The organism is Dongia sp. agr-C8 (assembly GCF_054658695.1).
In genome coordinates, this window is the sequence record NZ_BAAGHZ010000002.1 from 1,293,282 (window position 1) to 1,313,304 (window position 20,023).

Below are 20,023 nucleotides of genomic sequence, written 5' to 3' on the forward strand. Positions count from 1 at the left end.
TCTACTCCGGCTGCAGCCAGACCGTGGCCAGCGGCGGCAAGGTCAGCGAGAGCGACTGCTCGAAGCCGTGGACCGGGTGCGCCTCGGCGGCAACCGCCCCGCCGTTGCCCATGTTCGACCCCCCATAGATCCCGGCGTCGGTATTGAGCCGCTCGCGCCAGTGTCCGCCTCGCGGCACGCCGATGCGATAGCCGTGGCGGGGCACCGGCGTGAAGTTGCAGACCGCGAGCACCGGTTTCGAATCGCCTTCACCGCCGGTGCGCAGATAGGCCAGGACGCTCTGGCCGCGGTCGTCACCGACGATCCAGCGAAATCCGGCGGGATCGGCGTCTAGCCGATGCAAGGCGGGTTCGGACCCATAGAGCCGGTTGAGATCGCGCACCAGGCGCTGCATGCCGGAATGCGGCGCGTGATCCAGCAGCCACCAGTTGACTTGCGCATCGTGGTTCCATTCGAAGGGCTCGGCGATCTCGGTGCCCATGAAGATCAGCTTTTTGCCCGGGTGCGACCACATGAAGGCGAGATAGGCGCGCATATTGGCGAAGCGCTGCCATTCGTCGCCGGGCATGCGCCCGAGGATCGATCGCTTGCCGTGCACGACCTCATCGTGCGACAGCGGCAGGATGAAGCGTTCGGAGAAAGCGTATATCAGCCCGAAGGTCACGTCGTCGTGATGCCAGGAGCGAAAGGCCGGATCGCGCGATATGTAGCGCAAGGTATCGTTCATCCAGCCCATGTTCCACTTGAACTGGAAGCCGAGCCCGCCCTGGTCGACGCTGCGGGTGACGCCGGGCCAGGCGGTCGATTCCTCGGCGATCAGCAGGCGGCCGGGGAAGTCCTGGTGCATGATCTCGGAGAGTTCCTGCAGGAAGCTCACCGCCTCCAGGTTCTCACGGCCGCCATAGATGTTCGGCACCCACTCGCCCTGCTTGCGGCTGTAGTCGCGGTAGAGCATCGAGGCGACGGCATCCACCCGCAGCGCATCGATGTGATAGGCGCGCAGCCAGTGGAGCGCGCTGGCAATCAGGTAGCCGCGAACCTCGCGCCGGCCGAAGTTGAAGATGAGGGTATTCCAGTCGTGGTGGAAACCCTCGCGCGGATCCTGGTGCTCGTAGAGATGCGTGCCGTCGAAATTCGCGAGCCCGTGGGCATCGCTGGGGAAATGCGCCGGCACCCAGTCCAGGATCACGCCGATCTCGGCCCGGTGACAGGCATCGACGAAGCGGGCGAAGTCCTCGCAGGAGCCGTAGCGCGAGGTTGGCGCGAAGAGCCCGATCGGCTGATAGCCCCAGGAGCCGGTGAAGGGATGCTCCATCACCGGGAGGAGTTCGATATGGGTGAAGCCCATCTCCTTGACGTAAGGAATCAGGCGGTCGGAGAGGTCGTTCCACGTGGGCTCGCTGCCGTTCTCGCGGTACCAGGAACCGGCATGTACCTCGTAAACCGACATCGGCGCCTGGGCGGTCTGACGCTGCGCCCGGCTCGCCTCCCATTCCGCGTCGGTCCAGGAGATCAGCGAGAGATCCGCGACCATCGAGGCGGTCGCCGGCGGCACCTCGGCGCGGAGCGCGACCGGGTCGGCCTTCAGCGGCAGCACCTCGCCCGAGGGCGCGACGATCTCATACTTATATATTGTGCCGGGGCGGAGCCGCGGGATGAACAGCTCCCAGACGCCGGCGCTGTGACGGAGCCGCATCGCATGGCGCCGGCCGTCCCAGTTGTTGAAATCGCCGACCACCGAGACCCGCCGCGCATTGGGGGCCCAAACCGCGAAGCGCACGCCGGGCACGCCGCCCTGCTCCATCACCTGCGCGCCGAGCGTGGCGCCGAGATTGCGATGCGTGCCCTCGCTGATCAGATGCAGATCGATATCGCCGAGCAACGTGCCGAAGGAATAGGGATCCTCGGTCTCCTGCACGGTCTCCGGCCATTGCACCCGCAGCACGTAGCGCCCGGGATCGACCACTTCGCCCACGAACACGCCGGACTGGTGGATCGGCTGCAGCGGTGCGTTGACCTCGTCCTTCTGAACCGGATGGACCTCGACCGCCTGGGCGCCCGGCTGGAAGGTACGAATCACCGTGCCGTGCCGGCCGCGATGCGGACCCAGGAGGCTGAAGGGATCGCCGAGGCGGCCGCGCAGCAGGGCTTCGAGGGCGCCGGGATCGGGCGCCGGGTCATGCGTGATGCGGCTCAAGCGTCTTCTCCGTCTTGCTTTGCAGGAGCCTGGTCAATCCGCGCAGCGGGAACGCGATCCAGGCCGGCCGGTTCGCCGCCTCGTAGCAGATCTCGTAGGCCGCCTTCTCGATCAGGAACATCCTGAGCAGCTTGTCGTCGGTGGCGAGATCGATCCAGGGATGGGGGGCCGCGGCAAGCACTTCCTGATAGGCGTTGCGGAAGGCTGCGCCCGCCGCCGCCGTGAAACGCTGCAGCAAGGCGAGCTGCTTCTCGTCCAGCGCCGGCGAGGTCGGCGGACGGTTGCTGATGGTGGCCGCCGCCGCATAGTCGAAGGAGCGCAGGATTCCGGCGACGTCACGCAGCGGGCTTGCCTTGGCGCGGCGCGCCTTCAGCGGCTTCGCCGGCTCGCCTTCGAAATCGATGATGTGGATGTCGTTCTGCACCACCAGGATCTGGCCGAGATGGAAGTCGCCGTGGATGCGGGTCTTCAAGCCGGCATTCCTGGCATTCGCCAGCTTGCGCAGCTGGTCGTGGATCTCGCGGCGCTTGCCGAGGAACTTGGTCGCGGCCGCGGCGGCATCCGGTTCGAGATTGGCCCTGGATTTCTCCAACGCCTCGAAGGCGCGATCGAGCTGGTCCTGCGCCTGTGTTTCCCAGGCGGCGACGTCGTCCTTGCCGGCGGGCTCGGGCGCGAAGGCCGGGTCGTCGCTCGGCTCCGCGAGACAGGCATGCAGCTCGGCGAGACGCTTGCCGATCATCGCGCCGAAATTCTCGTAGGGCGTCATCAACTCGGCTGCGGTCGCGCCATCGGCTCCCGTTTGCGCGGAGAGGGCAGCATCCTCGAGCGCGCGCGCCAGATAGGCGAGAGCCCAAGTCCAGCCGTCACCCTGGTTGCGCAGGAAGCCTTGCACCACGGCGAGGGTGCGCGGCGTGCCCTCCGGCGAGACGCGGCGGATTTCGCCCAAGGCCGGAGAGGTGTTGCGATAGCCTCGCTCGGCCAGCGTGCGGCCGATCTCCGCCTCCGGATGGATGCCGTCCTCGACCCGGCGCAGGAGCTTGATGATGACCTTGTCGTCGATCACCACGGTGCTGTTGGATTGCTCCGCTGCCAGGGTACGAACCTGCGGATCCTCGCTATCGAGCACGTAGTCCTTCAGCAATACGGTCGGGATGAAGTGGGTGGTCTCCTCGCCCCGCTCCAGCACGGACTCCTTCTTGAGGTGCTCGAGCAGCATCAGCGGGAAAGTGTCGAGCGCGAAGGCATCGGTCAGCAGGCCGACGCGGCGACCGATCCGGACGCGGGCCAGCGCCAGCTGTTGCGGCAAGGCGGAGACGATGTCGTCTTCCCAAAGGATGGTCAGCGGCAGCTGATAACGCTCCCCGGCACCGGCGATGCGAATCTCGCAGAGCACGACCGGGTAACGCGATTCCGGGAAGGCCGGCTGGCAGTTCACCTCCAGCTTCGGCAACGCGGAGTCCTTCGCCCCGAACCAGCGTCGTTTCGGCAGATAGGTGGGAAGGATCTCCTCCTCGAGCTGCTTCCTGAGGTTGGGTTGCTGCAGCTCGGCGACGGATTTCCTGAGGACCAAGGTGATGTACTCCGGCATCTGCTCCGGCGCCGGCTTATGCCAATCGGGCATGTTGGCGCTGACGCCGAGGGTGAACCAATAGAAGCCATAGGGCGGCAGGGTGAGGAGATAGGTGAGCTGGCCGATCGGCGGAAAGGCACTGCCGCCCACCATGTCCACCGGCACGCGCCCGGCGAACTGCGCGAGATCGAGCTCCACCGCCTGGGCCGTGCGCGAAAGATTGTTGACGCAGAGCACCACGTCGTCGCCGAGCGTGCGGAGATAGGCGAGGATCTTGCGATTCCCCGGCGCCAGCAGCTTGAACTCGCCGCGGCCGAAGACCGCGGTCTGCTTGCGCACGGCCAGCATGCGCCGCGTCCAATTGAGCAGCGAATGCGGATCGGCGGATTGCGCCTCGACGTTTACCGCCTGGTAGCCATAGGCCGGGTCCATGATCGGCGGCAGGACCAGCTTGGCCGGATCGCCCTTGGAGAAGCCGCCGTTGCGGTCGGGCGACCATTGCATCGGCGTGCGCACGCCGTCCCGGTCGCCGAGATAGATATTGTCGCCCATGCCGATCTCGTCGCCGTAATAGAGCACCGGGGTGCCGGGCATGGAGAGCAGCAGGCCGTTCATCAGCTCAATCCGGCGGCGGTCGCGCTGCACCAGCGGCGCCAGGCGGCGGCGGATGCCGAGGTTCAGCCTGGCGCGGCGATCCGAGGCATAGGTCTCCCAGAGATAGTCCCGCTCCTTGTCGGTGACCATCTCGAGCGTCAGCTCATCGTGGTTGCGCAAGAAGATCGCCCATTGGCAATTCTCCGGGATCTTCGGCGTCTGCCGCAGGATGTCGGAGATCGGGAAGCGATCCTCCTGGGCGATCGCCATGTACATCCGCGGCATCAGCGGGAAGTGGAACGACATGTTGCATTCGTCGCCGTCGCCGAAATAGGCCTGGGTGTCCTCCGGCCATTGGTTGGCCTCGGCGAGCAGCATCTTGCCGGGATAGAGCCGGTCCATCTCGGCGCGGATTTTCTTCAGCACCGCGTGAGTCTCGGGAAGATTCTCATTGTTGGTGCCTTCACGCTCGATCAGATAGGGAATGGCGTCCAGCCGCAGGCCGTCGACGCCCATATCCAGCCAGAACTTCATGATCGCGAAGATCTCTTTCAGGACCTTCGGGTTGTCGAAGTTCAGGTCCGGCTGGTGCGAATAGAAGCGATGCCAGAAGTACTGCTGGGCTTCCTCGTCCCAGGTCCAGTTCGACTTTTCGGTGTCGATGAAGATGATGCGCGTGCCGGCATAGGCCTTGTCGGTATCAGACCAGACATAGAAGTCGCGCGCGGCTGAGCCCTTCCTGGCGCGTCGCGCTCTCTGGAACCAGGGATGCTGGTCGGACGTATGGTTGATGACCAGCTCGGTGATGACGCGAATGCCCTTCTCATGGGCGGCTTTCACGAACTTCCTGAAGTCCGCCATGGTCCCGTAGTCCGGCGAGACCTTGCGATACTCGGCGATGTCGTAACCGTCGTCGCGCCGCGGCGAGGGATAGAAGGGCAGTATCCAGATCGTGTTGGCGCCGAGCTCGACCACATGGTCGAGGCGCTGCAGCAGGCCCTTGAAGTCGCCGATGCCGTCGCCGTTCGCATCCATGAACGACTTCACGTGCAGCTGGTAGATCACCGCATCCTTGTACCAGAGCGGATCGACCGGCAGTTTCGGCTTCTCGCGGCGGCTCATCTCACCTCTCCGGATGGCACGGCGATCCGCCAGATGGCATAGGGCAGTTCATAGGGATCCAGTCGAATGGTCCCGCTCTTGCCCTGCCATTGGAATCTTGAACCGCCGATCAGGTCCTCCACATCAATGCTGGCATGGTCGGGAAGGCTCCACTCCCAGAGCGGAATCTCGATCCAGGCCTCCTGCGCGTGGAAGGGATCCAGATTGATCGCGACCAGGATCACGTTGTCGCGCTCAGGCGTGGACTTGATGAAGGCGGTGACGTTGTCGTTCGACGCGGCGATGAAGCGGATGCCGAGATGCGTCTGCAAAGCCGGATTCCGCCGGCGGATGTGGTTCAGCTTCGTGATCTCGGGCACGATATTGCCGGGGCGATTCCAATCCCAGGCCCGGATCTCGTATTTCTCGGAATCGAGATACTCTTCCTTGCCCGGCAGCGGCGTTGCCTCGCAGAGCTCGAAGCCGCTGTAGACGCCCCAGAGCCCGGACATGGTCGAAGCCAGCGCGGCGCGGATCAGGAACCCGGCGCGGCCGGAGCGTTGCAGAAAGCCGGGGTTGATATCAGGCGTGTTGACGAAGAAATGCGGCCGGAAGAAGTCCTTCGGCGACCCGTCGGCCAGCTCCTTCAAATAGGACTCCAGCTCGGGCTTGGTGTTGCGCCAGGTGAAGTAGGTATAGGATTGCGAGAAGCCGACCTTGGCCAGCTCATACATCACCTGCGGCCGGGTGAAGGCTTCGGAGAGGAAGAGCGTGTCCGGATAGCGGGCGCGGATATCGGCGATCACCCAGCGCCAGAACGGCAGCGGCTTGGTGTGCGGGTTGTCGACCCGGAAGCTGCGCACGCCTTCCTGCCGCCAATGGAGGAAGATGTCGCGCAGAGCCAGCCAGAGGCCCGGCACCGCACCCGGCGCGTAGAAGTCGACGTTGACGATGTCCTCGTATTTCTTTGGGGGATTCTCGGCGTAGGCGATGCTGCCATCCGGCCGCCAGGCGAACCACTCGGGATGCTCTTTCAGCCAGGGATGGTCCGGCGCGCATTGGATCGCGAAGTCGAGCGCAATCTCCAGCCCATGTTCCGCCGCGGCGTCCCGCATCCGGCGGAAATCCTCGATGGTGCCGAGCTCCGGATGGATCGCGTCATGCCCACCTTCGTCCGAGCCGATCGCATAAGGACTGCCCGGCTCGCCCGGCCGGGACTTCGTGTTGTTGTTCTTGCCCTTGCGGTTGACCTTGCCGATCGGGTGGATCGGCGGGAAATAGAGCGTGTCGAAGCCCATGGCCGCAATCCGCGGCAACTGAGCGATCACGTCGTCGAAGGTGCCGTGCCGCTCGCTGGTGCCACTCATGGACCGCGGAAAGATCTCGTACCAGCTGGCGAACAGCGCCGCGCCGCGATCGACCGTCAGCGGCAGTGTCGGCTGATGGCGGATGCGCGATTCCGGCGCCGCCACATCGCGCAGGGCGGCAACCGCCTCCTTGGAAAGCAGCAGGTCCTGGCGCTCCTCCTTCTTGGCGCGGTGCAGTTTCGCCATGAAGGCCTTCACCACCGCGCCGCGTTCGGCCGGCGGCGGAACATGGCGATCGAGGAAAGCGGACATTTCCTGGAGCTCGAGCTCGATGGCGATCCCGGCGTCGCGCTTCTTCACTGTGCCATGCTGCAACGAGGCGAAATCGTCGCGCCACGCCTCGATGGTGAAAAGATGATCGCCCACGCGCTCGGGTCGGAATTGGGCCGTCCAATGGTCGTTGCCGAGAAACGTCATCGGCGCCCGGCGCCAGTCGGCTTCGTCGGCGGCCCGCCAGAGGAGATCGGCCGCGAGCTCGCCATGGCCGTCGCTGAAGATATCGGCCTCGACGGCAATGCGTTCGCCGACCACGCGCTTCGCCGGGTAGTCGCCGCCTTCGACCGCCGGCGCGATATGGGTGATCGCGACGCGCGGCGTCTTCGCGGCGGCCGTGGCCTGGCGCTTGGACTGCGGCGTCGGCAGCTTCACCGCGGCGGCCGGTCTCAGTGCCAGCAACAGCACCTCCGCCGGCTGCAAGCGAAGCTGTGCATCTTCGAGCCCGAGCGGCCTTTCCTTCAACGCCCAGGCGCGGCCGGTGCGCGCCAGCAGCATTGAGAGGTCGACGTTCTGGATGAGCTGCGTCTCGGCGTTGACCAGGCGCAGCGTCGCCGCATCACCGGCTTCCGCCATTTCTGCGAAGACCGGCGCATCGGGTGCGGAGAGCGCGCGCCAGCGAAATGCCCTGCCGTCGAACAGCTTGGCGGCGCGGGCGTTGGCGGCGGCGATCTCATCGATCAGGCGGATGTTGCTGCGCTCTTCCTGGCGCACGAAGGCCGCCGGGTCGGCACGCGCTGCCTCCAAGGGCAGTCCGCTGCCGAACTCGAAGCCCATCGGCATCAGCCACCCATTGCCGTCGGTGGCACAGACCTCGAGGAGGCGGCGATAGCCGCGCTCCAGGGCATCGCTGCTGGCGAACTGCTCGGCGAGGCGGCGCGCGAAGGGCGCTTCCGCCAGGGCCAGAGGCGGCGCCACGGCGACGAGCTGGTCCTGTTCTTCCAGGAACCATTCGCTCTTAAAGTCCCACCAGCAGGTCGAGGCGATGGTGAAATCCAGGCCGCAATCCTTGAGGCTGGCAATCTGCTGGGGGGTCAGACCCGGCGTCCAGGCGACGAATTGGCAAGCGGGATACGCCATCTTCACGTCGGCGATCAATTCCTTCAGCAGGTGCGGCGGAAGGAGTTGAGCCTTGTCGATGCGAAAGCCGTCGACCCCGGCTTTCAGCCATTCGCCGATTCGCGCCTTCCACCAATCCAAGATCTCGGCGCTTGCGCCGTTGCCGTAGTGGAAGCTCGCGGCCTGGCCGGTGCGGATGATGCTCCGCGGGTCGGGTAGCGGATCTGCAGGGCCGCCCACGAACCACCGAGGATGCTCGCCGACCACCCGCGCCTCGCGCGCGACCCGATCCAGCATCAGGTCGAGCCAGAGCTTCATCCCGCGGCGCCGGCACTCTTCGGCGAGACTTTGCAGCTCGGCTGCCGCGGACGCGCTGGCCTGCATCGCGGGATGACAGGCGTCGTGATCGGCGGTCAGGAAGATGTTGCCGCTGCGCCCGGGCCGGAACAGCGGAGCGAGCAGCAGATGCGAGAAACCCATCGCGGCGCAGCGGTCCAGATGGCGGGTCCAGCCTGCCACCTCGCCCCCGAGCGCCGGGTGGAAATAGTAGATCGACGGCCGCGACGCCGCTTGCCGGTTCTGCATGACGGACAGCCCTGCAATTGTGACGGATTCGCAGTCGGTGCCGCGCCGAGTTGGGCGACACACGCGTAGTTAACGGTCCGCGGCCTTTGATCGTTCCGCGCGAATTCCGCTACGCGGCGACGCGGAGATCCGACTCCAGCGCGCGCCGATAGACATCCATGTAGGAGTAGGCCGCTTCGCCCCATCCCGAGGGCCGCGACATGGCGCGGCGGCGCATCGCCTCGAATTGGTCCTTGCGGTCGAACACCGATTTTGCGCGGTGGATCGCACGGGCGAAAGTCTCGGGCGTCGCGCCGCTGAACAGGAATCCAGTGGCACCGTCCTCGATCGTATCGCCGAGCCCGCCGGTGTTGTGCGCGATCGGCAACGAGCCGAACCGCTGCGCATACATCTGGCTGAGCCCGCAAGGTTCAAAGCGCGACGGCATGAGCAGGAAATCGCTGCCGGCGAAGATCCGCCGCGCGGTCGGCTCCTCGTAGCCGATCTTGACCGCGATCGATTGCGGATGCCGCGCTGCCGTCGCGCGCAAGGCGTTTTCGACTTCGGGCTCGCCCTCGCCGGTGACTACCAACTGGCCGCCGTCGCGCACGATCGATTCGATCGCCGCCATGGTGAGGTCGAGCCCCTTCTGGTGGACCAGGCGCGAGACCACCGCGAACAAGGGGCCGCGGCTGACCGCGAGCCCGAACGCCTCCCGCAGGTGCTGCGCGTTGGCTTCCTTGCCGCGCCAGTTCGCGCTGTCGAAAGGATGCGGGAGATGCGGGTCCGCGCTCGGGTCCCAGCTCTCGTCGATGCCGTTCAGGATTCCGGTAAGCCGCCCCTCGCCGCTGCGCAGGCGCAGCAATCCGTCGAGACCGCAGCCGAATTCCGGTGTGGTGATCTCCCTGGCATAGGTAGCGCTCACGGTGGTGATCTGCGATGCGTAGAAGATGCCGGTCTTCAGAAAGGAGATCTGGCCGTGAAACTCGACCCCGTCCATCGCGAAGGCTTCCGCCGGAATGCCGAGGCGGTGCAGGCGGTCGCGGCCGTAGAGGCCCTGATAGGCAAGATTGTGAATGGTGAGGATGCTGGGGGTGGCGACCTGCTGCCAGTTCAGATAGCCGGCGGCAAGCGCGCCGGGCCAATCGTTGAGGTGGAGGACTTCCGGCTTCCAGCCCAGCGCCGGCACGCCGCGCGCGAGTTCGACCGCCGCCATGGCGAGCCGGGCGAAGCGCACGTCGTTGTCGTCCCAGGGGTTGGCCTGATCGTCCAGATAGGCATTGCCCGGACGGTCGAACAGGCCGCCCGCGACCACGATATAGAGGGTGAGGCCGTCCGGCGTGGTTATCTCGCCGATCTCGCAAGACGGAATCTCGGCCAGGCCTGGCAGCCGGGCCACGATCTTCATGCCTGGGTTGGCGTTGAGCACGGCGCGATAGCCCGGCAGCAGCACCCGCGCATCGCTGACGCGGCGCAGCGCCCGGGGCAGGCCGGCGGAGACTTCGCCGAGGCCACCTACTTTCAGGAAATCCGCAATTTCAGAGGTTACGAAGAGAAGCTTGCAGCGCGGTGCCGCGTCGCGCTCAGCAGCGGCAACGTCCGGCGTCCGACCCACCCGACTACGCATAAATCTTGGTCTCCCTTCGCGTGACCAAGACGGCGAACCCGGCTGAGTTCCGCGGCGCAACACGAAGCGGGCCGAATCGGATAAAAGGCCGTTACGCCCGTGCCTTGTCGTCTGGGGTTGTCGCCTGAACGCAACAAAGCTGGGGCCGATCGACGCAACAGCGCCACAGCAGCCGCGTCAAAGCCACAGGCTTCGCAATGCTCCAATGGTCGGAGGCTGTGTACGGCTTGCCGCGTTGACAAGGCAGCCGATTGTGGCCTTCAATTCACGCAACCACTAATGCTGCCCAGGGAGGGATCGCCATGATGAAGGTGCTGGTCGCAGACGATCACCCCTTATTCCGTGAAGCCATCGTCGGCGCCCTGCAGGGCATGGACGACGACGTCGGCGTCATCGAATCCGGCTCGATCTCGGAGGCCTTCGACCAGGTGGCCGGTCATGAGGACCTCGACCTGATCCTGCTCGACCTCCGCATGCCGGGGATGAGCGGCGTCAAGGGCATCCGCGCGCTCCGCGTCCGCCGCCCGGATGTGCCGATCGCGGTGATCTCGGCCCTGACCGACAGTTTCGTGGTCCGGGAATGTCTCGATGCCGGCGCGATCGGCTATATCCCGAAGTCGCTGCCGCGGGCGGAGATCGCCAGCGCGATCAAGACCATCCTCGACGGCGGCAGCTACACGCCGCCCGAAGAGCAGGCCGCGAAGTCGGAGCCGGTGACCGAAGAGGCGCCGGTGATCGACGAGGCGGTGCTCTGCCGCTTCGAGCTGCTGACCAACCAGCAGCGGCGGGTGCTCGAACTGATGGCCCAGGGCATGGCGAACAAGCTGATCGCCTATAACACCAACGTGCAGATCACGACGGTGAAGTCGCACGTCTCGACCCTGCTGCAGAAGCTGGGCGTAACCAGCCGCACCCAGGCGGTCATTCTCTATGAGAATTACTGCCGCTATCTGTCAGCGACGAACCGAGGCGACCAGGGCGCGTAGCCGCGCCGGCTTGATCGGCTTCGGCAGCAAGGTTGCCGCCGGCATCTCCTGAATGCTATGCGCGACCTCGGCGCTGCGGTCGGCGGTGATCACCACCGCCGGGATCTCGGTCCCGAGCTGCTTGCGCAAGGCGGCGATCACGTCGGTCCCGAGCACGTTGTTGTCGAGGTGATAATCGACCAGCAGGATATCCGGCCGCCGGCCGCTCTCCTTGACGGCGGCCAGCGCCTGTTCCTGGTTGGGCGCCGCCAGGTAGTTGCAGCCCCAGGTGCCGAGCAGATTGGCCATGCCTTCCAGCACGTCCGGCTCGTTCTCGACGATCAGCGCATTGATCTGGTCGACCGCGGCGTTGGAAACCGGCTCAGGTGCTGGAACCTCGATCAGCTCGGTAGCCTCGGTCGCCAGCGGCACCAGCACCGAGAAGACCGAGCCCTTGCCGGGCTCCGAGCGCACCTTGATCGGGTGGTTCAACAGCCGGCTGATGCGACGCACGATCGAGAGTCCGAGGCCGTAGCCCTTCTTGCCGCCGCCGAGATCAGTCAGCCGCTGGAACTCCTGGAAGATCTCATCGAGGCTGTCCTTCGGGATGCCGATCCCGGTATCGGCGACCTGCAGCTCGACATGATTGCCGCGCCGCCGCGCGCCGAACAGGATCCGGCCGCTCGGGGTGTAGCGGCAGGCATTGGTCAGGAAATTCTGCAGCAGGCGCCGCAGCAGCCGCACGTCCGTGTTGACGTTCAGCGATGAGGGCATGAAGCGGAGCTCGATCCCGCCACGCTCGGCTAAAGGCGCGATCTCGTCGTGCAGCGAGGTCATGACCGCGGTCAGCGGCACGCGCTTCATGTTGACCGCGACCTTGCCGGCGTCGAGCTTCGAGATGTCGAGCAGGATGTTGAGGATGTCCTCGACGTTCGAAAGCGCCTGATCGACCTTGCCGATCATCGGCGGCAGGCCCTCGGGCAAGTTGCGATCTTGCATGGCCGAGACGAACAGCCGCGCCGCGTTCAACGGCTGCAACAGGTCATGGCTAGCATCGGCCAGGAACTGGGTCTTCGAGAGGTTGGCGCGCTCGGCCTCGACTTTGGATTTCTGCAGCTCGGCGGCTATGCGGCGGCGTTCCACGACTTCCGACAGCAGCGTCTCGTTCAGCTGCTGCAAGGACGCCGTGCGCTCATAGACGCGACGCTCCAGCTCTTCCTTGGCGGCCTCCAGGATGCGCTCGGAGCGCCGCCGCTCGGTGATGTCTTGGATGAGCACGAAGAAGCCGACCACCTGGCCGCGGGCACCGCGGTGCGGCACGTAGGTCGCGAGTCCGAACCTGGGCTCGCCGTCCGGCGACGGCAGCTGGGTGTCGAACACAACCGTCGAGCCGCGCAATGCGCGATCGATGTAGGGCTTGCGCATGCCGTATTCGACCTCGCCGAGCACGGCCTTGAGATCGCGGCCGAGGATGCGCTTGCCGTTCCGGCCGTAGGTGGTGCGATAGGCGCGGTTAACGAACTGATAGTGCTCCTCGATGTCCACATAGGACATCATCGTCGGCATCGCGTTGGCGAAGAGCCGGATGCGCTCCTCGGTGTCGTGCAGCGCCTCCTCGACCATGCGGCGCTCGGTGATCTCGGCATAGGAGATGACGAAGCCGCCGTCCGGCATCGGGTCGCGTTTGATGGCGAACCAGCGGCCGTTGACCGAGACTTCCGCCGGCGTCGAGGCATTGGCCGTCACCAGCAAGGATGCGGTGCCGAGCTCCGAGACCTCGCGCTGGTCGTTGAAGCGCTGGAAACTGTGCAGCGTCGCACCCGGCGTGGTCAGCGAGGCGGGCAGCTCCAGGAGTTCGCCATAGCGCCGGTTCGCCGTCACCAGGCGCTGGTCCTTGTCGAACACCGCCACGCCGATAGACATCGATTCCAAGGTCGCCTGCAGGTGCAGCGAGCGTTCCGCCAACGCGCGCTCGCGTTCCTGGCGCTCCGCATCCTTGATGTCGGTGATGTCGGTGTAGATCGAGGCGATGCCGCCTTCCAGCGACAGGCGGTCGTTGACCTGGATCCAGCGCCCGTTGGAGAGCGCATAGACCCAGCGACCCGAGCCGGAGCTCTTGGCGGTCTCGCGCTGCTTCAGCCGATCGGCCACCCACTGCTCCGACGCAACGTCTTCCGGCGTCACGATCGAGCCGTCTTTGAGCGCCCGGGTGATCAGCTCCTCGAAGGTGATGCCTGAGCGGATGTCGATCGAGGGATTGGGCCAGAAATCCATGAAGCGCTGGTTGCAGAGGATCAGCCGGTCTTTGGGATCGAAGATCGCGAAGCCCTCGGAGATGCTGTCGATCGCGTCGCGCAGGCGGTTCTGCGCGGTCAACCCGACCACCACCGCCTCGTTCAACTCGCGGTTCGAACTGGCGACCGCTTCCAGGGCCTGCTCGAGCTCGCGAGTCCGCTCCTTGACCATGCGGTCGAGCAGCACGGCGGCCTGGAACAGATGGTAGGCATTGCCCTGCAGATCGAGGCTATGCTCGACATGCTTCATCAGGGCGCGGTTGATTTCCTTGAGCTTCGCGACCTCGCGCCTCAGCGCCGCGCGTTCCTCCTCGGGCGTCTGCACGGCCGGCTGTGCTGCGGTGGCGGCGACGCCAGTTGGATTGGCGAGGGGCAGGTTCATCGCTTCACGCTGTTTCCGAAGGCAATACCGGTGAAGGTCTGGCTCATGTGCATGGTGCCGAACTGCTCGCCGTAGGTGTTGAAGCCGACCACCTTGTTGGCCCGGAGCAGGTTGGAGACCGGGCTCAGCATCTGCCCCTGCTCCATCTCAATGTAGCGCAGGATGCAATCGAATCCGAGAACCGCTTCGACTTCCCCCAAATCTTCATGCAGCTTGTTGAACACCGAATCCAGGTCCTCGACCAGGTCGCCGCTTTTGGCGATCGAAAGCACGATGCCCTCGTCGATCGCGCAGAAGAACTGCAGGCTGTCGTCGTCATTCACCTTCTGGATCGCGCGCGCATAATGGCGGCCGCCGGCGCGTACGACCAAAGGATGAAGCGCGAAGACGCCGGGCGTCAGCTCCGAGCGTTCAAGCCCGAGCAGCCGCGCATATTCCAGCGCCGCGGGCTCGGCGTTGATCTGCATCACGACGCGGCGGCCGGGATCGGCGCGGGTGATTACCAGCTGCTGGTCTAAGGGCTCGAAATGCTGGGTCTGGAACACGCGGAAGTCGAGGTCGGTCGAGATCAACATCAGCAAGGCGGCATTGGTGAGGACCCGGTCGCCGAGGAACATGTTGGGCTCTCCGGTCATGGCGCTCGTGCCGGCCGAGCCGCCGACCAGCGGCACATGGCCCAGCGCGTTGCCGAAGGCGCTGGCGATCGCTTCCTCGCGCATCGAAAGGCCGTCGTTGATGAGCACGCCGAAGGTATGCATCTTGCCGTGCCGGGCCTGCACCGCCTCGTGATCGACCAGCATGGCGCGGGCGTCGGTAAAGCCGTCGGCGATCTCGAACTTCGAGAGCTGCTCGAAGATGCGCAGGCTGGTGACGAAATGCTCCGCGGGGAAGCTGATCCCGGCAATCGTGCCGTCGCGATGACCGAGCGGCGTCAGCTCCCCCGCCGTGGTGCAGCCGGCGATCCGGCTGGTGTTGCCGCCGCAGGCGCCGACCGCCGCGGCGATCTCGGGAATATGGAACTGCGGCGAGCAGAACAGCAGGACCAGCTCGCTGTCCTCATGCGCGATCGCCTCCAGCAGCTCGGCGACGGCGGCGTTCAGGTTGTCGCGCTCGCCGCATTCCTGGACCGCCCAGCGGATTCCGCTGCCGCGTGCGGTGCCGTGCCGCAGCGTCTCCTTCTCGGTGACGACCTTCTCCGTGACGATCATCTCCTGCCCTCCCCAGGCCTCTCCCAAGTCCGCCGGATCTTGCTTCTTGTGACGTCCGGCCGGGTGTGTTTCATGGCCATATTATTGACTCTTATGGCCTCCTTCCAAAGTCCAATTTCGGAGCCTGTCGACTTCTCGTTAGCATTCCTGTTCAATCATCTGCGCTCCATCTTCCCCCCGATTTTCCGGGGCGGTGGCGCCTTCAGGGACCGATCTACAGGGAAACGACATGAAGACCAAGGCAGCTTTGGCGCTGGCGGCTGGCAAGCCTCTCGTTATCGACGATGTGGACCTCGAGGGCCCGAAAGAGGGCGAGGTCATGGTGGAGATCAAGGCCACCGGCCTCTGCCACACCGATTGGTTCACACTGTCCGGCGAGGATCCCGAAGGCGCCTTCCCGGCGATCCTGGGCCATGAGGGCGCCGGCATCGTGGTCGAGGTCGGCCCCGGCGTGAAGTCGCTGAAGAAGGGCGACCATGTCATCCCGCTCTACACCCCGGAATGCCGCGAATGCGAGTATTGCCTCAGCCGCAAGACCAATCTCTGCCAGAAGATCCGCGCGACCCAGGGCCAGGGCCTGATGCCCGACGGCACCAGCCGGTTCTCATATAAGGGCCAGAAGGTCCTGCATTACATGGGCTGCTCGACCTTCTCCAACCACACGGTGCTGCCGGAGATCGCGCTGGCGAAGATCCGCGAGGACGCGCCGTTCGACAAGGTCTGCTACATCGGCTGCGGCGTGACCACCGGCGTCGGCGCGGTGATCAACACCGCGAAGGTCGAGGAAGGCGCCAACTGCGTGGTGTTCGGCCTCGGCGGCATCGGCCTCAATGTGATCCAAGGCTGCCGCCTGGCCGGCGCCAACATGATCGTCGGCGTGGACCTCAATCCGGCCCGCAAGGCGCTGGGCGAGAAGTTCGGCATGACCCATTTCGTCAACCCGAAGGAAGTCCAGGGCGACCTCGTTCCCTATCTCGTGGACCTCACCAAGGGCGGCGCCGATTACAGCTTCGAATGCATCGGTAACGTGAAGACGATGCGCCAGGCGCTGGAATGCGCGCATAAGGGCTGGGGCGTCTCGGTCATCATCGGCGTCGCCGGTGCCGGCCAGGAAATCTCCACCCGTCCGTTCCAGCTGGTGACCGGCCGGGTCTGGAAGGGCACCGCCTTCGGCGGCGCCCGGGGCCGCACCGACGTGCCGAAGATCGTCGATTGGTACATGGACAAGAAGATCAACATCGACGACCTGATCACGCACACCATGCCGCTCAGCGACATCAACAAGGGCTTCGAGCTGATGAAGGCAGGTACGTCGATCCGCGGCGTCGTGATCTACTGACCCTCAAGATCGATCGCCCAGCATAATGGCACAGAGTTTCGTACAGACCGCCACGGCACCGGCATTGGAGACACTCTCTCGGCACCGTTGCTTCGGCGGCTGGCAGGGCTACTACCGTCACCAGTCGCGCGAGATCGGCCTCCCCATGCGGTTCGGCGTCTATCTGCCGCCGCAGGCGGAGACCGAGCGCGTGCCGGTGTTGACCTATCTCGCGGGCTTGACCTGCAACGAAGAGACCTTCGCCATCAAGGCCGGCGCCCAGCGCCTCGCCGCGGAGCTCGGCATTGCGCTGGTGACGCCGGATACCAGCCCGCGCGGCACCGACTTCCCGGGCCAGGCGGACCACTGGGATTTCGGTATCGGCGCCGGCTTTTACGTCGACGCGACCGAGCAGCCCTGGGCCAAGCACTGGCGGATGTACTCCTACGTCAACCACGAGCTGCCCGAGGTGATCGCCAACGGCTTCTCGGTCGATCCGGAGCGGCAGTCGATCTTCGGCCATTCGATGGGCGGCCATGGCGCGCTGGTCTCGGCGCTCCGCAACCCGAAGCGCTATCGCTCGGTCTCAGCCTTCGCGCCGATCTGCGCGCCGACCCAGTGTCCCTGGGGCAACAAGGCGTTCAGCGGCTATCTCGGCTCGGACAAGGCCTCCTGGCGCGCCTATGACGCGACCGAGCTGGTGCAGAACCAGCCGTTCCATTCCGAGATCCTGATCGACCAGGGGCTCGACGACGAGTTCCTGACCGAGCAGCTGCATCCCAATCTGTTCGAGAAGGCGGCGGTGAAGGTCGGCCAGCCGGTGGAGCTCCGCCTCCATCCCGGCTACAGCCACAACTACTACTTCATCCAGAGCTTCATGGCCGATCATCTGAAGCGACACGCCGCCGCATTGCATCGCTAGCGGGCCGCGGCGAGCCTGGTGGGCTTAACAGGCGGAGTGGAGGCGGAATGGCCAGGCTCTTTTCCCTACTTCTTGCCGCGTTCTCGCTGATCGCCCTTTCCTTCGGAACGGCGCAGGCCGCGCCCGAGGTGCGCGTCGGCACACTGCAATTCGGCACGGTCAACTGGGAGCTCGGCGTCATCCGGGGCGGCATCGACCAGAAGCACGGCTTCACCCTGAAACCGGTGGTGCTGGCCGACAAGGATGCCACCAGCGTGGCGCTGCTCTCCGGCGAGGTCGATGCCATCGTCACCGACTGGATCTGGGTGGCCAAGCAGCGCTCGCTCGGCCGCGACTTCACCTTCGTGCCCTTCTCGCGCTCGGTTGGCGCCCTGATGGTCGATCCCGCCAAGGGCTACAAGAGCTTGGGCGACTTGAAGGGCAAGCGCCTTGGCATCGCCGGCGGCGCCAGCGACAAGAGCTGGGTGCTGCTGCAGGCCTATGCGCAGAAGACGGCGGGCATGGAGATCGGCAAAGCGGTCGATGCGCAATTCGCCGCACCGCCGATGCTGAACGAACTGATGCTGCGGGGGAAGCTCGACGGCGTGCTCAACTTCTGGAACTTCAACGCGCGCCTGAAGGAGAAGGGCATGGTGCCGCTGATCACCATCGGCGAGATCCTGCCCGCGCTCGGCATCAAGACCTCGCCGCCGCTGCTCGGCTGGGTGTTCAGCGAGAAATGGGCCAAGGACAACCCCGACCTCGCCAAGGGCCTGATCGACGCCTCCTATGAGGCCAAGCAGGTGATGAAGACCGACGACGCGGTCTGGCAACAGCTGCGGCCGAAGATGGATGCCGAGAGCGACAGCCTGTTCGAGATTCTGAAGGCCGGCTATCGGGAGGGCATCCCCGAGGGCTATAGCGAAGCCGACGTCACCGCCGCCGCGGAGGCCTTCGACCTGATGCGCAGCATCGACCAGGAAGCGGTCGCCGGCCTGGACCGCCTGCCGGACGGCACCTTCTATCCCGCCTACCGTCCATGAAGCTGGCCGCAGCACTCGCCGTGCCGCGCCAGAGACCGGATTGGCTCCGGCTCAAGCTGCCCTCCTTGATCGCGCTGCTGGTGCTCTGGCAGGTCTCGGCCATGCTGATCGCCGACCCGGCGCTGTTTCCCACACCTTGGGCGACCCTGGAAACCGGGTACCGGCACCTGATGTCGGGCGATCTTCTGTTCAGCCTGGGCGTGACGCTGGCGCGGGTCGTCGTCGCCTTCGGCTTCGCCATGGTGATCGGCAGCGCGATCGGCATCGCGCTCGGCCGCTCGCAGCCGGCGGATGCGATCTTCGGCGGCTGGCTGTCGATCGCGCTCAACATGCCGGCGCTGGTCACGATCGTGCTCTGCTATGTCTGGTTCGGCCTTACCGAAGTCGCCGCCATCCTCGCCGTCACCATCAACAAGGCGCCGACCGTCGCCGCCATCATGCGCGAAGGCGCCCGGGCGCTCGACCGGCAGCTCCTCGAAACCACCGAGGTGTTCGGCGTCTCGCGCTGGAAGGTGCTGCGTTACGTGGTCCTCCCGCAGCTGGCGCCGAGCTTCATCGCCTCGGCGCGGGCGGGCCTGGCGCTGACCTGGAAGATCGTGCTGGTGGTCGAGCTCTTAGGCCGGCCGAACGGCATCGGCTTCCAGATCCGCACCTTCTTCAACTACTTCGATATCGCCGGCATCCTGGCCTATTCGCTGGCCTTCATCGCGGTCGTGCTGGCGATCGAGACCTTCATCGTCCAGCCGATCGAGCGCCGGACCGGACGCTGGCGGGCCGCATGATCGGCTTCCGGCTCGAAGACATCACCCGCCGCTTCGGGGAAAAGACCGTCCTGCAGGACATCTCGCTCAGCGTCGAGCCCGGCGCCTTCGTGACCGTGGTCGGCCCCTCGGGCGTCGGCAAGACCACCTTGCTGCGGATCATCGCCGGGCTGGACCGCGGCTTCCAGGGCCGCGTCGCCTGGCCCGAAGGTCGCCGGCCGAAGATCGGCATGGTGTTCCAGGAACCGCGCCTGGTCCCCTGGCTCAGCATCATCGACAACCTGCTGCTGATCGCGGAGCCCAGCGCCCGGAGCGAGGCCCTGGCCCTGCTCGACCTGGTCGAACTCCAGGGCTCCGCAGATGCCCTGCCGCGCCAGCTTTCCGGCGGCATGCAGCGGCGCGCCGCCCTCGCCCGCGCCTTGCTCGCCAAACCGGATCTGCTGCTCCTGGACGAGCCGCTGATCTCCCTCGACAGCACCAGAGCCGAGCGCCTCCGCGCGCGTCTGGTGGCCTTCTGGGAGGCGCAGCGGTCCAGCGTCGTCATGGTGACCCATGATTTCGCGGAAGCGATCGAGCTCTCCAGCCGGGTGATCGCGCTGGAACCGGAAACCGGCCGCATCGCCCTCGACCGGGCGATCCCCCTGCCTCATCCCCGCCAGATGACCGACCCCGCCGAGGCCGCGCTCCTGGGCGAGCTGCGCGCCCTGGCACGGGACTGGCCGGCGCCCCCGCCCGCGCCGGACGGCGACGCGGAGCTCCGCGCCGGCAATGCCGGGCTCAGGCTGCTGACGATCTGATC

The 20,023-nt window shown here is 65.8% G+C and carries 12 protein-coding genes; 6 read left to right on the forward strand and 6 right to left on the reverse strand.

Annotated elements, in window-relative coordinates; genetic code table 11:
- Position 1: 1 nt before the first annotated feature.
- The 4 genes from glgB to glgA form a co-directional block, all read right to left on the reverse strand.
- Positions 2–2,188 carry a 1,4-alpha-glucan branching protein GlgB gene (gene glgB / locus ACYQ4T_RS13720; protein WP_459855193.1) on the reverse strand — a complete coding sequence of 729 codons (2,187 nt, stop codon included), beginning with the start codon at positions 2,186–2,188 and terminating at the stop codon, positions 2–4.
- Positions 2,178–5,483, reverse strand: a complete 3,306-nt coding sequence (treS, locus tag ACYQ4T_RS13725; protein ID WP_459854961.1) for a maltose alpha-D-glucosyltransferase — start codon at positions 5,481–5,483, stop codon at positions 2,178–2,180. The genes glgB and treS overlap by 11 nt, the downstream gene beginning before the upstream one ends.
- On the reverse strand, positions 5,480–8,746 hold the full coding sequence (locus ACYQ4T_RS13730) for a maltotransferase domain-containing protein (protein WP_459854964.1): 3,267 nt from the start codon (positions 8,744–8,746) through the stop codon (positions 5,480–5,482). The genes treS and ACYQ4T_RS13730 overlap by 4 nt, the downstream gene beginning before the upstream one ends.
- A 109-nt stretch (positions 8,747–8,855) precedes the next feature.
- Positions 8,856–10,352 (reverse strand): glycogen synthase GlgA, encoded by a 1,497-nt coding sequence (gene glgA / locus ACYQ4T_RS13735; RefSeq protein WP_459854966.1) that lies wholly within the window; start codon positions 10,350–10,352, stop codon positions 8,856–8,858.
- A 302-nt stretch (positions 10,353–10,654) separates the two neighbouring features.
- On the opposite strand from glgA, the gene ACYQ4T_RS13740 reads away from it, so the two are divergent.
- Positions 10,655–11,338 carry a response regulator transcription factor gene (locus ACYQ4T_RS13740; protein WP_459854969.1) on the forward strand — a complete coding sequence of 228 codons (684 nt, stop codon included), beginning with the start codon at positions 10,655–10,657 and terminating at the stop codon, positions 11,336–11,338.
- Here ACYQ4T_RS13740 and ACYQ4T_RS13745 read toward each other — a convergent pair.
- Together ACYQ4T_RS13745 and ACYQ4T_RS13750 are read right to left on the reverse strand one after the other, a co-directional pair.
- On the reverse strand, positions 11,306–13,993 hold the full coding sequence (locus ACYQ4T_RS13745) for a hybrid sensor histidine kinase/response regulator (RefSeq protein WP_459854971.1): 2,688 nt from the start codon (positions 13,991–13,993) through the stop codon (positions 11,306–11,308). The two genes, ACYQ4T_RS13740 and ACYQ4T_RS13745, sit on opposite strands and share 33 nt — an antisense overlap.
- Positions 13,990–15,201, reverse strand: a complete 1,212-nt coding sequence (locus ACYQ4T_RS13750) for an FIST N-terminal domain-containing protein (protein ID WP_459854973.1) — start codon at positions 15,199–15,201, stop codon at positions 13,990–13,992. The genes ACYQ4T_RS13745 and ACYQ4T_RS13750 overlap by 4 nt, the downstream gene beginning before the upstream one ends.
- Positions 15,202–15,430: 229 nt before the next feature.
- Here ACYQ4T_RS13750 and ACYQ4T_RS13755 point away from each other — a divergent pair, with 229 nt between their 5' ends.
- Genes ACYQ4T_RS13755 through ACYQ4T_RS13775 form a run of 5 tightly spaced genes read left to right on the forward strand, consistent with a single transcriptional unit; the run spans position 15,431 to position 20,021 of the window.
- A complete protein-coding gene (locus tag ACYQ4T_RS13755; protein WP_459854975.1) occupies positions 15,431–16,540 on the forward strand; it encodes an S-(hydroxymethyl)glutathione dehydrogenase/class III alcohol dehydrogenase in 1,110 nt (369 codons plus the stop codon).
- 25 nt (positions 16,541–16,565) lie between these two features.
- On the forward strand, positions 16,566–17,441 hold the full coding sequence (fghA, locus tag ACYQ4T_RS13760) for an S-formylglutathione hydrolase (protein WP_459854977.1): 876 nt from the start codon (positions 16,566–16,568) through the stop codon (positions 17,439–17,441).
- Positions 17,442–17,488: 47 nt separating this feature from the next.
- Complete coding sequence (locus ACYQ4T_RS13765; RefSeq protein WP_459854979.1) at positions 17,489–18,463, forward strand: ABC transporter substrate-binding protein; 975 nt, start codon at positions 17,489–17,491, stop codon at positions 18,461–18,463.
- Positions 18,460–19,245, forward strand: a complete 786-nt coding sequence (locus ACYQ4T_RS13770) for an ABC transporter permease (RefSeq protein WP_459854981.1) — start codon at positions 18,460–18,462, stop codon at positions 19,243–19,245. The genes ACYQ4T_RS13765 and ACYQ4T_RS13770 overlap by 4 nt, the downstream gene beginning before the upstream one ends.
- Entirely contained in the window at positions 19,242–20,021 is a 780-nt protein-coding gene (locus ACYQ4T_RS13775; protein ID WP_459854984.1) for an ABC transporter ATP-binding protein, read from the forward strand. The genes ACYQ4T_RS13770 and ACYQ4T_RS13775 overlap by 4 nt, the downstream gene beginning before the upstream one ends.
- Positions 20,022–20,023 lie beyond the last annotated feature (2 nt).

What these genes read in the sequence shown, in the direction of transcription:
- treS (WP_459854961.1), bottom strand. Translation starts at nt 5,483, where the DNA reads ATGAGCCGCCGCGAGAAGCCGAAACTGCCGGTCGATCCGCTCTGGTAC.
- ACYQ4T_RS13730 (WP_459854964.1), bottom strand. Translation starts at nt 8,746, where the DNA reads ATGCAGAACCGGCAAGCGGCGTCGCGGCCGTCGATCTACTATTTCCAC.
- glgA (WP_459854966.1), bottom strand. Translation starts at nt 10,352, where the DNA reads ATGCGTAGTCGGGTGGGTCGGACGCCGGACGTTGCCGCTGCTGAGCGC.
- ACYQ4T_RS13740 (WP_459854969.1), top strand. Translation starts at nt 10,655, where the DNA reads ATGATGAAGGTGCTGGTCGCAGACGATCACCCCTTATTCCGTGAAGCC.
- ACYQ4T_RS13745 (WP_459854971.1), bottom strand. Translation starts at nt 13,993, where the DNA reads ATGAACCTGCCCCTCGCCAATCCAACTGGCGTCGCCGCCACCGCAGCA.
- ACYQ4T_RS13750 (WP_459854973.1), bottom strand. Translation starts at nt 15,201, where the DNA reads ATGATCGTCACGGAGAAGGTCGTCACCGAGAAGGAGACGCTGCGGCAC.
- ACYQ4T_RS13755 (WP_459854975.1), top strand. Translation starts at nt 15,431, where the DNA reads ATGAAGACCAAGGCAGCTTTGGCGCTGGCGGCTGGCAAGCCTCTCGTT.
- fghA (WP_459854977.1), top strand. Translation starts at nt 16,566, where the DNA reads ATGGCACAGAGTTTCGTACAGACCGCCACGGCACCGGCATTGGAGACA.
- ACYQ4T_RS13765 (WP_459854979.1), top strand. Translation starts at nt 17,489, where the DNA reads ATGGCCAGGCTCTTTTCCCTACTTCTTGCCGCGTTCTCGCTGATCGCC.
- ACYQ4T_RS13770 (WP_459854981.1), top strand. Translation starts at nt 18,460, where the DNA reads ATGAAGCTGGCCGCAGCACTCGCCGTGCCGCGCCAGAGACCGGATTGG.
- ACYQ4T_RS13775 (WP_459854984.1), top strand. Translation starts at nt 19,242, where the DNA reads ATGATCGGCTTCCGGCTCGAAGACATCACCCGCCGCTTCGGGGAAAAG.